Raw genomic sequence first — 11346 nt, forward strand, 5'->3', positions numbered from 1 at the left:
GACAGGCAAGCCCTCGATCAAGTAGACATGGACGAGGTCAGGACCTGGGGAATTACGTGACGCCGGGCCCGGGGAATTACGTGATCGTTCACAGCGCGGCCGGTTTCGGCTCCGTGCACACCTTCGGACTGCTCATGGGCGGTCGAATCGGCCAGCTCCAGCGAGACCGGCGCCGCTCCCTGGTGGATCACCTGGGATTGCGCGACACCGCCGTGCCAGCGATGCAGCACCCGCCCTTCGTGCCTGGAGGCGTGCGGGAACGCAGACGGCCGCACGATCCGGCAGGCGCCTTCTACCAGGAAGCGTTCGACGTCGTGCGCGGGCACGTGGCCGCACATGGCTGCGAGCTGATCTTCACAGGTGGCGGCGGGGACGAGGTCAACGCCCACCACTCGCGTACGGAAGCCGGACTCCCGCCGATGGAGCCGGTGCCATGGCTCGGCGACGAGGCCACCGCGGCACTGGCCCAGATGAACGAGAACCTTGCTCCCATACCGGTCCTGCCTGTGCCCACGCTCATGGCCTTCGGCCTGCACAACCCGGCGTACGTGAGACTCGGTATCTGGCCGGTGGCCCCGCTCGTCCACCCCCGGATGATCCGCTTCATGGAGCAGCTGCCGTACGAGTACAAACGTGGCAAGAGGATGTTCCGCGATCGGCTTCGGCGGACGGGTCTGCCCGAGTCCGTCGCGGCTCCGACCGAGCCGGAGAACTTCCTCGCGGTCATGGAGTCGGGACTGCGTACCTACGGGCTCCCTCTCCTGGACGAGATGCTAACCGATTCCCTGCTGATCGATCTCGGCTACGTTGATGCCGACGCCCTCAGCCGGGCCCGCGACCACGCCGAGCGGACTCCCGCGGTGCCCGACCTGCTGTGCGACACACTCGCCCTGGAAGTCGGACTGCGGAGCCTCGCATGAGCGGCCTGGACATCGCCGAACCCAGACACCTGGCAGCCTCCAACCTCTTCTACCGAGACCCCGCCCTGTACGACAGAGTGCAGTCCGACAGCACCAGCGCGAGCACCTGCCGGGCGCTCGTCGACCGGCACCGCCCGGACGCCCGCACTCTGCTGGACCTGGGCTGCGGGACCGGCAGAGACCTGGAGCTGCTGGCCCACTACTTCGACTGCATCGGCGTCGAGTTCCAGCCCGGCCTGGTCGACTACGCCCGCCGCACGCGGCCCGGCCTCGACATCCGCCTCGGTGACATGCGCACCATCCGCCTCGACCACACCGCTGACGTGCTGACCTGCCTGGGAAACTCCCTCTCCTACGTGCACGACAACCAGGACATTCAGGCGGTCTTCCGGACCTTCGCAGCGCACGCCCGTCCTGGGACACTCCTCATACTCTGCTGCTCCGTAGCCCCGATCGAGCGTGATGAGCCGCAGGAAACAGAGATCGAGACCGGATCGGGCACGGCCCAAGTGACCATCACCTACGAGTGGGACCTGCGGGCCCAGATGAACACCATGTGCCGGCACTGGGTCTTCAACTCTGGTGAGGAAACAAGGGACGTGATCCGTCGACGTGTCCTCGGACCGCGTGAGCTGGAGCTGTACGCGGCCCTCGCCGGCTTCGACGTCCTCCAGATCACCGACGGGATCGGAGCAGGCACCTCGCACGGGCCTACCGCGTACACCGTGGCCCGGTTCAGGTGATCAAGACGCGGTCGTCAGCGCCCACGGCGGGGATCGTTCCCTGTCGGGCCGGGCGCCGACTGCGTGGTGGGCGCCGAGTGCGAGGTGTGCCGGTTGGCTCGGAGGGCCGTGGCGTTGCGGTCGTCGGGTAGTGCGGGCAGGTGAGCGCTGCGGCGCAGGCGCCAGATGAGGACGTCGCTCATGGATCCGGCGGAGCGTAGTTCGCGCCGTGCCGTGGCTTCGGTCAGCAGCGTGGCCGGGTCATGACCGGCCTTCCGGGCGTCGTCGAGTGTGACGGCCAAGGCGGGCCAGCCGGACTCGGCTTGGATCTGGTCGGCCAGCTCCGGCAGCATCTGGTGGAGCAGGTTCGCCTGCTGTTGTCGAACACGTGGAGTCAGCCGCCGGCCTCGCTGGCTCAGTACGGTCATGGGCTGGACTGCGGCGGCCTGATAGGCGGCGCGGAGGTGCTCGGCGGCTTGCCGGGCGGCGGCGGCCTGCTGGCTGTGATGCTTCCTGGCGTGCCACTTCGCTGCGGCGGTCACGACGAAGAAGGCCATGTCGATGAGCATGGCCGTGGAGGCGCCGTCTTCGCCCCGGCCCAGGACCGGCCCGCTGTGGACGAGATCACGGGCGGCTTGTCGCAGGGCCCGGTCGTGCCCGCGTACCGCCTTCACGTGGGAGCGGCTCGCGCGCTCGAACGCGGAGGCTGCATCGCGCAGTTCAGCCCGGGTGCGAGCAGCGGAGGTCTTGGCCAGCGCGTCCAGGACCTCTCCGGTCGCGGCGATCTGGGCTGCTGCAGTGCCGTCGTCGCCGTGGTCGATCACCAGCAGGGCCTGCCACGTGGCAGCCGCGGCCCGCCGCCGCGCGAATGCGGGGCCTGTCACGGGCGGCAGTGCAGGCTGATCCGGCCATGAACTGTCGATGGCGGTGGGCGTCTCCGAGGGCCGGCTCCAGCGTTCGCGGACACGGGGCAGAGACAGGTCGGGCGCCAGCTTGGAGCCTGAGTAGAAGACCAGCTCGCCATCCTTGTTCCGGTCATCAGGGAGGGCGACCTTGTACCCGAGGAGATCGCCGGAGGGCGCGAGACGCTTGCGGATCAGCAGACCGGCGGCGGCCAGGCGGTCGAAGAACTCGTCCGTCGAGGCAGCACCGGCCACTGCCCGGCGCACGGACTCACGAAGTTCCTCCCGCGCCGTGCGCTCCCGGCCTTCCCGCTGGGCCTTGTGCCGTTCGGCGCTGGTCGGACGACGGGCTGCGGTGCCATCGCCGGTGGTGAGGCGGCGCAACCCGTAGTCGATCTCGATCACGCGGGCTTCCGCTTGGGAACGCTTACCGTCCTGGCGGATACGGGCTTGGCGGCCGTCCTCTCGTATGACGGTGGCGATGATGTGAATGTGGTCGTCGGCGTGCCGAAGTGCTGCCCAGCGGCAGGCGGCGTCGTCACCGTCGGGAGCGATGCCGGTGGCGGCGACCATTCGGCGCGCGATCTCGCCCCACTGCTCGTCCGACAGGACCGGGTCCTCAGGAGCGGCGCGTACCGACAGATGCCACACGTGCTCGGCGGGCCGTCGGTTCTCCGGCAGGGCGTTGACCGGCTGGTCGAGCAGCCGCTGGAGATCTCCGTACGTGGCGTGGGGGTCGCGCCCGGGATCAGGGGCGAGGCTGTCCCAGGCGGCCACCAGGTGCGGGTCTGTGTGTTCTTCGTGCGTGCCGGGCCCATATACAGGTAGTGGAGCAGGCCGATGGTGCGCGTGCCTCTTGCGTGGACGCGGGGGATCACCCGGCCGTCCTGTTGTCCAAGTGGTGCTGGGTGAAGGCGTCGACGCGCTTGGCGGCGCGCTGGACGGCGGCGAGGACCGCCTCTGCCTGCGGTGCGTCGGCGCCGGAGTTCAGCGCCTTGGCCACCTGGTTGAGGTTGTTGCCGAGTTGCCCGAGATGGCGCCGCAGCGCGAACAGCTCCTGCAGCATCTCTCGCTCGCCCACTATGTCCGCGGCGGTGCGACCGAGGTCGCGGGCGGCGTCGAGAGCGGAGCGGGCGAGGAAGCCGGCGACGCTCATGTGGCACGTGGCGGCTGCTCGGGCGAGCAGTTGGTATTCGGCATCGTTCATGCGGCAGCTGGGCTGGTGCAGGCGCTTGTTCTCGTCGCGCAGGCGTTCGCGCTGCTGTATGCGGGGCTGCGACGGAGAAGTGCGCGCGCAGTCGATGCTGTGGTTCGCGTGTAGCTCTTCCCCGCCGGTTTGCGATCCGTCCTCGGTCGCATCCGGATGGATCGGCGCCTCCCGGAGCCGATCCGGGCCCGCCGCTCTCGGGGCAGGAGACGCAAGAGCATTGCTCCCATCGGGAGCAATGCTCTTGCACCAACTTGCTGCGCTGTCGGGGGCTGGGATGGTGGCTTCCGGACCGGTGTTGTCGGGAGTGCGGTGATGTGCTTGGTGCATGGGCCCTCTCCGGGCTGGTGCTCTGTGGCGGAGGTGTTGCGGCAATAGGGCTGGGACGGTCCCGGACCGTGTGTCGTGAGTTCTGCGGTCCTGAGCGGACGATGGGTGAGCGCCTCCCACCTGGCCCGCTGATCACGCTCGGGGACCGCGCTGTCGGTCCCCGATCCCCCGGTCCTGGAAGAGGGGGACACGGCGGGCACGGTCTCTTGACGATCGATTTCAGGGCATGGGGCAGGGCAGGCTTCTGCGCTGCCACATCGGCAGTGACCTGCAGGTACGCCGGGAGTTGGTCCCCGTCTGGCACGGGACCGCCCGGGACCGGTCCTCGAAACGGGCGGGGACCGTCCGGGACCGGTCCCCGAAACGGGCGGGGACCGTCCTCGGTTTCAGGAGGACCGGTCCCCACCTTTCCCGGCCACGGTCCCCGGACCGGGACGTCTCCCCTCGAATGATTGCTTTCACGGTCCCCGCAGCCGGTCCCCGATCGGACCGCGGCCGGTCCCCGCCCGGTGAGATCACGCCGAGACCACGTGAGCGCAGTTCAGGTGGGCCGACGGCGTCGCCGGTCGGGGCCTTTGAGGACGACCCGTTCAGTCATCTCGGCGAGGCGGGACGCGACCCGGTCGCCGAGGGCGGTGCGCAGCTCGGCGGTGGGGAGGTTGGTGGTGATGAGGGTGGGGAGCATGTGCTCGTACCGGTGATTGATGAGCCGGTAGGTGAGCTCCTCGGTCCACTCGCTGGTCTTGGCCGCTCCGAGGTCGTCCAAGAGCAGCAGTGGGCTGCGGGCCAAGGTCTGCAGGTCGCGTTCGGCGTCGTGGCCGGCACGGGGGCGCAGGCGGGCGTACAGGTCGGCGGTGGTGACGGCTTCCCAGCGCAGGCGGACGCCGCGGGTGAGGAGGGCGCGGACGGCTCCGTACCCCTGATACGTCTTGCCCGTGCCGGTGGGGCCGGCGATCAGCAGCGACGGCCCTTCGGCGATGCCGGGCCCGCTGGGACCGGGGCGTCCGGCGTGAGCGATCTGGTCCGCCCAGGCGGTGATTTCGGGGTGGTCGGCGAGGGCACCCCGGTAGCGGGCGGGTATGCGGGCATCGGCCAGCTCCAGGGCGGTGACGGGCTCGGTGGACGGCTCCGTGGCCATGGCGCGGGGATCGATGCCGCGGCCCGCGAGGATGCCATTCAGGCGTTCGGCGAGAGGGCCGGCGTGCTGAGGGTCGCGAGTGAGGGTGGGGGTCAGAGCTCTTCTCCGTAGGCGGCTTCGACATCGGCGGGGTTTATCCACGCCTTGTGGACGACGGGCGTGGGCGAGGCGTTCATGGCCTCGTGCACCAGGCTCGGCAGCACGCTGGGATGCAGGCCCTTGGCCCGGTGACGGGCGAGTCCTGCCCTGATGTGGTCGGGGTCGATGCCCTCGGCGAGCAGCTTGCGCACCTCGCGGCCGAGATGGCCCAGGACTCCCTGGGGCGGGCGGTGGAGACACGCGGCGGTGTACTCGGCGATGAGCTGATTCGCCGAGATGGTGTCCGGTGCGTGGGCGCCTGCGCCCCCCGAAGGGGTAGATCCTAGATCCACGATCCTAGGTCCTAGATCCGGACCGTGAGAGGTCACTGAAGCCTCGCGGTCACCTCCGTGAGGCTTCAGGTACGGCTCGCTGAATGCCGCTTGACCTGCGGTATTACGGGCCGAGCCCGAATTCGCTGAGGACTCGGAAGCGTCCCGTGCCTCCTCAGTGCGACCTCGGTGAGGGTTCGGTGCCTGAGCCGGGACGGCTCCGTGCGACGCCGTTGGGACGGCTTCCGTGGCGGCGACCGCATCGGTCCCGTCCGGGGCGGCCCCGGTGTCGTGGTGAGGGCAGCCGGGGATGCGGCTCTTGCTGGCGCGGTTGATCTTCTGGTGCTTGTGCCAGGTGACGACGTGCAGGTAGCGCTTCCCGTCCGGCGCCTTGTATCGGCAGATCAGGCCGGCGTCCGAGAGCTGGGCGAGGTCCTTCTCGACTTCGGCGGGAGTGTGCTCCGGGCGCAGAACCCACAGTTGACCGGCGATGATCGCCGCGTGGTCGCGATAGCGGCCCTGGTCGTCGGCCTGGGTGAGCAGACCGAAGAAGGTGCGCTCGGCGGTCAGGGTGACGGCGGCGAGGGATTCGGAGACGAAGGCTTCGGGCTTGATGGTGCGGATCCGTGCCAAGAGCGGAGTGTTCCTCACTCGGTGGCCGATGGGCGGGCACCCATGGCGCACCGTCGGTCGTGACGGTACAGGCGGGGGAGTCGGCCGGCCGTTGACGCGAGGCTGACTGAGAGTCGGTCGCGCTTTCCGGGGGTGTCGTCAACATAGCCACACCCGGGCGGCACAAGTCCAGCCCTGACCTGTCGAATTTCTCTCGACAGAAAGGCCGTCGGGAATCGGGGCGGCGAGGGCGGTGTGAAAACGGTAGGTCACGATCGGCGGTTGACCAAATAGTTGTTCTGGACGTCAAGCCAGAAGGATCACACCGGCAAGGCGTTGACGTCCGGCGAGTAGCGAAGCTACAACACAACTCCCCTGGTCAGAGACGCTGTCGAGTGCTGCTCTGGCCGCCGTCACGGGGAACGCATCAACGAAATGGCCACCCGCGTGGCAAACGCACGGCGGCGCAACATAGCCGACGATCGCCGGTTAACCAAACCGGCGAACACAGCCGAGAATTGGAGTCATGGCAGCACGTTCACTGGAAATCGGCGCAGCCGGGATGAGAGCCGCCCGCACGATCGAAATTCTCCGCACCGAGCGCGGACTCTCCCAGAGAGAGCTGGCCGCTCGCGTCACCGCCGTCGGCCGGCCAATGTCCAACACGATGCTGTCCCGCATCGAACGCGCGCAGCGCCGCTGCGACATCGACGACCTGCTCGCCCTCGCGCAGGCACTTCGCGTCCCGGCCCGCGCCCTGCTCCAGGACTCCGCGACCTGTTGAAGCCACCCCCCCCCAACGGTCCGCCGTGCCCTCTCCAGTTCCCGACCTCGGTAAGGAAGCCTCACCGTTGCACCGACTCGCAATAGCCCCGGCCCGTTGCCCTCAGCAGCACAGCCAAAAGGGGGCGGTCGCCCATGACTGACCGCCTTCTTACGGTGGCCGAAGCCGCCGAACAGCTCGGTACCGGCGAACGGTTCATTCGCCGTCTGATCGCTGAGCGCCGCATTCGCTACGTCAAGCTCGGCCGTCCCGTGCGCGTCCCCGAAAGCGCCGTCACCGAGTACATCGAGGCGCGCACGGTCGAGCCGACCCGGCGCACCCGCACTCGGTACGGGAGGGCCGCCTGATGCCGACACGCAAGCCCCAGCGTCGTCGGGAGTTCGGCACCGTACGCAAGCTCCCGTCTGGTCGATGGCAGGCCCGCTACCTGGGCCCGGACGGTCAGCGCCACAAGGCCCCCGAGACCTTCGACACGAAGACCGACGCGCAGGACTGGCTGAACCTGGTCCGCGCCGACATCGAACGTGACCACTGGCGTGACCCGGACGCCGGCGCAATCAACTTCGAGAGGTACGCCCTCCGCTGGGTGGAGGAGCGCGGTCTGGCTCCGACCACGGTCGACCGCTACGACGGCCTGCTACGCCTGCATCTCCTGCCGGCCTTCGGCGGCAAGGACCTGGACGAGATCACACCACCTTCCGTCCGCACCTGGCGAGCCGAGCGGCTCAAGGCAACGGGTGCCACGACGGTCGCCAAGTCGTACCGGCTGCTGAAGGCCATCCTGCAGACCGCGGTCGACGACGACCTCCTGCGGACCAACCCGTGCCGGATCAAGGGCGCCGGCCGGGAGGAAGCCGACGAGCGGCCGACCGCCACCGTGGAGCAGGTCTTCGACCTCGCCGACGCCATGGGCCCGCGCTGGCGCCTGATGGTCCTGCTCGGCGCGTTCGCCTCGCTTCGCCCCGAGGAACTGGCCGAGCTGCGCCGCCGCAGTGTCGATCTCGACGAATGCTCCCTGCGGATCACGCATGCGTCACCGGAGCTGACCAACGGCAAGAGGGTCACCGGCGATCCCAAATCGCGAGCGGGCAAGCGCACCGTGTACTTGCCCGACTTCCTCCTGCCTGAGCTGCGCCGCCACGTGCAGTGGTTCGCCGAGAAGGAGCCGGATGGTCTCCTCTTCATAGGGGAGAAGGGCGCCCCATTCCGTCGCTCGACGTTCGGACGGAAGTGGCGCAAGGCCAGGACGAAGGTGGGGCTGCCCGACAACTTCCGCTTCTACGACCTCCGGCACACCGGCAACACCCTTGCCGCCGACACCGGCGCCAAGCTGAAGGACCTCATGGTGCGCGCCGGCCAGTCCTCGGAGCGCGCCCAGCTCATCTACCAACACTCGACGGCCAAGCACCAACGTCGGCTGGCCCAGTGGATCGACACTGAAGTGCGCGAACGCTTGCGTGAGGCGGGTGCGGATCGGGCGGAAGCCAAATAGGCGGACCGGTATCGGGCCTGCGAGTCTGGCTGGACGGTTCCATCGGCCGAACTCTGGAGGCAGGCGACGGTCTCCGCAGCACCGTGCGCCCCTTGTGCCCCCTTGAGGGATGGCCGTAACTGAGATCAGCTTCTCCCTGTATGCAGTGACAGGGGAGTTGTGGCAGGCCGTGACCAGTCACAACTGGAGGGGGTAGTGATGGCGATCAAGTTGGTATCCGTTTCGCCCGCACAGGAAGAGCTGATCGCCAAGGCCATAGCCCTGGGCGACCGGTACACGAAGAGGCTGGGGCTTCTGACGCCACCTGCCTATGAGAAGGCAGCTGAAGACGGTGGCCTTCTGGTCGCGGTCGAGGCCGGTGAAGTGATCGGCTACGCGCTGTTCGGACTGCCGAAGAGGAGCGCGCGCATCCGGCTCGCGCACCTGTGTGTGGCCGAGGAGGAACGGGGGCGAGGAATCGCGGGCCGCCTGGTGGAGGGCATCAAGGAGAGGTATCCACAACGCCTTGGGATCAAGGCCAAATGCCGTCGGGACTATGACCTGAGCGGGATGTGGAGGAGCCTGGGTTTCGTCCCCGACGGTGAGGCCCGCGGGCGTGGTCGTGACGGCGAGATTTTGGACGGCTGGTGGCTGGACCTCGGCCATCCGGACCTGTTCACGGAGATGGAGAGCGACGCGCTCCTCGTGGTGACGGTCGACCACGGGGTGTTCGCCGACCTGCGCGGTCTTACGGACACAACCAGTGCCGAGGAGTCCCGTGCGCTCGAAGCCGGATGGATGGCGGATCTCGTCGAGCTCGCCTACACCCCGCAGTTGGTCCATCAGATCCGGGATCTCACGGACACGGCAGAACGTCAGCACCAGCAGGCTGCACTGACCGGGCTGCACAAGCTCTCACCCGGCTCCGCGGCCGTGGAGGAGCGAACCCGCGAACTGGTGCAAGCCGCTACGAAGGCGATTCCCGCTCTGTCCGCCGACCCAGCACTTCTGCGGGGCGTGCGGTATGTGGCCGAGACCTCCTGTGCCGGACTGCAAGTCCTGGCGACCCGTGATCCGCTGCTGTCCAGCCTGACAGACGTGGCCTGGGAGGTCGCTCGCGTCCGGATCGTCTCACCGTCGACTGTGACGCTTCACGTCGATGAGCTGCGGCAGGCCCAGGTGTATCGCCCGGCCGACTTGATGGGGACGGAGTTCCGGTCCGCGGAGGTGGCGCCAGGCGTGGAGGACGAACTGGTCGCCTTCTTCGAGCAGTCGGGTGCTGACGATGGATCAGCCTTCGCGGAGCGGCTGCGGTTGCTGAACGAAGGCGCCATCGCCTGGCGTCGCGAGCTGCTTCGGGACGGCCTTGGCCGACCGGTTGCCCTCTACACCTGGTCGTTGGACGGCCGAACCCTGGTAGTCCCCGTCCTTCGCACGGCCGACCACCCCCTCGAAGAGACCCTGGCCCGGCAGCTCCTCTTCCTGCTCAAGCGGCTCGGGAGGGACTGCGGCGCCGAGATCGTCCGTATCAGTGATCCGTATCCCTCCGAGGCGGCGCGTTCCGCGGCCGGTGACGACGGCTTCTTCGAGCACGACGGCGGACTCGTCGCGTTGCTGGTGAACGTGTGCGGGACAGCCGCCGAGGTGGAGACGGTGGCCGGCGGGTTGGCCCGGGAGCTGGCTGTCGACGCGACCGCCCTCGATGTCGGCATGCCGGCGGAGGTGACCGCCGTGCTGGAGCGTGCGTGGTGGCCGGCCAAGGTCATCGACTCCGAGTTGCCGTCCTTCATGGTGCCCATCAGACCGCGCTGGTCGACTGAGCTGTTCAACGTTCCGGCCATGCTCATCGCGCGGAGTGACGCCCTTGGTATCAGCAGGGAACATGTCTACTACCGATCTTCGCAGCGTCGCGGAGAGAGTGTCCCGGCTCGACTGCTCTGGTACGTCAGCGACGACAACTCGACCAGCGAGGGCCAGATGGTGATGGGCAGCTCTCGGCTCGATGAGGTGCTCATCGACACACCGGACACCCTGTTCTCGAAATTCGAACACCTGGGCGTATATGGTCGGGCTGAGGTTGAGAAAGTTGCAGACGCGTCCGGTCACGCCATGGCGCTGAGGTTCTCGGACACCGAGATCTTCCCGAAGCCGGTGACGCTGCGCCGATTGACCTCGCTAGCCAGGGACCGGGGGCTACCGTGGTCGCCTGGCTCGCTGATCTCGCTGTCCAAGATCAGTAGCGAGCTGTTCCAGGCGGTTTACCAAGAGGGGCACCGAACAACGTGAGCGATCCGGAACGCGCGATGCTGCTGTCCGTCCACCCGCGCTTCGCCAACGCGATCCTGGCCGGCAGCAAGACGGTGGAGGTCCGCCGCCAGCGTGTCGCCGCGCCTCCCGGAACGCCCGTCCTCCTGTACGCGACCGCGCCCACCATGGCGGTGGTGGGCATGGCGCGCATCGCCGCTGTCCATGTCGCCACCCCCAGCGAGGTCTGGTCGGCTCATCGGGGGCAGACCGGGATCACCCGGCGGGAGTACGACGTCTATATGAACGGTGCGACGCAGGCGAGCGGTCTCACGATGGAGAATCCCGTCTCCTTCGAAGAGCCGGTAACGCTCAATGCGCTGCGCTCCGCCGGGTCCTTCCACCCTCCGCAGAGCTACCGCTACATGAAGGGCGACGAGCTTCGACAGGTGGCCGCGGCGGGGCCTGTCGTGGGCGCGGCTCTTCGCGACGCACTGGGAGACCTGGTGCCCGCCTAGTTGTACTGCCCAGCCAGGTTGGTCGAGTTTGTGCGACGACACGGTCTGAATCTGTAGGACGGCGAAGGCCTCCGGTTGTGGAGTGGAG

10 protein-coding genes and 1 pseudogene are annotated in these 11346 nt (G+C 68.3%); 7 read left to right on the forward strand and 4 right to left on the reverse strand.

Translation table 11 applies throughout. The features are described from left to right. Positions 1 to 80: 80 nt before the first annotated feature. Entirely contained in the window at positions 81 to 920 is an 840-nt protein-coding gene (locus ACFCZF_RS40130) for a hypothetical protein (protein ID WP_376675870.1), read from the forward strand. Continuing rightward, a complete protein-coding gene (locus ACFCZF_RS40135) occupies positions 917 to 1663 on the forward strand; it encodes a class I SAM-dependent methyltransferase (RefSeq protein ID WP_376675871.1) in 747 nt (248 codons plus the stop codon). Before ACFCZF_RS40130 ends, ACFCZF_RS40135 begins: the two co-directional genes overlap by 4 nt. Before the next feature lie 14 nt (positions 1664 to 1677). Here the strand turns inward: ACFCZF_RS40135 and ACFCZF_RS40140 are convergent. The 4 genes and pseudogenes from ACFCZF_RS40140 to ACFCZF_RS40155 form a co-directional block, all read right to left on the reverse strand. Beyond that, positions 1678 to 3422 (reverse strand): annotated as a pseudogene (locus ACFCZF_RS40140) (relaxase/mobilization nuclease domain-containing protein). Further along, positions 3419 to 3847 carry a plasmid mobilization relaxosome protein MobC gene (gene mobC / locus ACFCZF_RS40145; RefSeq protein ID WP_376675878.1) on the reverse strand — a complete coding sequence of 143 codons (429 nt, stop codon included), beginning with the start codon at positions 3845 to 3847 and terminating at the stop codon, positions 3419 to 3421. Before mobC ends, ACFCZF_RS40140 begins: the two are co-directional and overlap by 4 nt. 775 nt (positions 3848 to 4622) lie before the next feature. Next, positions 4623 to 5219 (reverse strand): ATP-binding protein, encoded by a 597-nt coding sequence (locus ACFCZF_RS40150; protein ID WP_376675872.1) that lies wholly within the window; start codon positions 5217 to 5219, stop codon positions 4623 to 4625. Positions 5220 to 5311: 92 nt separating this feature from the next. Beyond that, complete coding sequence (locus tag ACFCZF_RS40155) at positions 5312 to 6262, reverse strand: hypothetical protein (RefSeq protein ID WP_376675873.1); 951 nt, start codon at positions 6260 to 6262, stop codon at positions 5312 to 5314. A 505-nt stretch (positions 6263 to 6767) separates the two neighbouring features. On the opposite strand from ACFCZF_RS40155, the gene ACFCZF_RS40160 reads away from it, so the two are divergent. The 5 genes from ACFCZF_RS40160 to ACFCZF_RS40180 all read left to right on the forward strand — a co-directional run bounded on the left by ACFCZF_RS40160 (position 6768) and on the right by ACFCZF_RS40180 (position 11258). Continuing rightward, positions 6768 to 7025, forward strand: a complete 258-nt coding sequence (locus tag ACFCZF_RS40160) for a helix-turn-helix domain-containing protein (RefSeq protein ID WP_376675874.1) — start codon at positions 6768 to 6770, stop codon at positions 7023 to 7025. Positions 7026 to 7159: 134 nt separating this feature from the next. Continuing rightward, positions 7160 to 7372, forward strand: a complete 213-nt coding sequence (locus ACFCZF_RS40165) for an excisionase family DNA-binding protein (RefSeq protein ID WP_030214964.1) — start codon at positions 7160 to 7162, stop codon at positions 7370 to 7372. After that, a complete protein-coding gene (locus ACFCZF_RS40170) occupies positions 7372 to 8517 on the forward strand; it encodes a tyrosine-type recombinase/integrase (RefSeq protein WP_376675875.1) in 1146 nt (381 codons plus the stop codon). The genes ACFCZF_RS40165 and ACFCZF_RS40170 overlap by 1 nt, the downstream gene beginning before the upstream one ends. 198 nt (positions 8518 to 8715) lie before the next feature. Continuing rightward, positions 8716 to 10782 (forward strand): GNAT family N-acetyltransferase, encoded by a 2067-nt coding sequence (locus ACFCZF_RS40175; RefSeq protein WP_376675876.1) that lies wholly within the window; start codon positions 8716 to 8718, stop codon positions 10780 to 10782. Further along, a complete protein-coding gene (locus tag ACFCZF_RS40180) occupies positions 10779 to 11258 on the forward strand; it encodes an ASCH domain-containing protein (RefSeq protein ID WP_376675877.1) in 480 nt (159 codons plus the stop codon). Before ACFCZF_RS40175 ends, ACFCZF_RS40180 begins: the two co-directional genes overlap by 4 nt. Positions 11259 to 11346 lie beyond the last annotated feature (88 nt).

The organism is Streptomyces sp. NPDC056296, assembly GCF_042268605.1.
Lineage (GTDB): Bacteria > Actinomycetota > Actinomycetes > Streptomycetales > Streptomycetaceae > Streptomyces.

Excerpts from the sequence above, each read along its gene's own strand:
- ACFCZF_RS40165 (WP_030214964.1), top strand. The coding sequence starts at position 7,160 with ATGACTGACCGCCTTCTTACGGTGGCCGAAGCCGCCGAACAGCTCGGT.
- ACFCZF_RS40160 (WP_376675874.1), top strand. The coding sequence starts at position 6,768 with ATGGCAGCACGTTCACTGGAAATCGGCGCAGCCGGGATGAGAGCCGCC.
- ACFCZF_RS40170 (WP_376675875.1), top strand. The coding sequence starts at position 7,372 with ATGCCGACACGCAAGCCCCAGCGTCGTCGGGAGTTCGGCACCGTACGC.
- ACFCZF_RS40150 (WP_376675872.1), bottom strand. The coding sequence starts at position 5,219 with ATGGCCACGGAGCCGTCCACCGAGCCCGTCACCGCCCTGGAGCTGGCC.
- ACFCZF_RS40175 (WP_376675876.1), top strand. The coding sequence starts at position 8,716 with ATGGCGATCAAGTTGGTATCCGTTTCGCCCGCACAGGAAGAGCTGATC.
- ACFCZF_RS40135 (WP_376675871.1), top strand. The coding sequence starts at position 917 with ATGAGCGGCCTGGACATCGCCGAACCCAGACACCTGGCAGCCTCCAAC.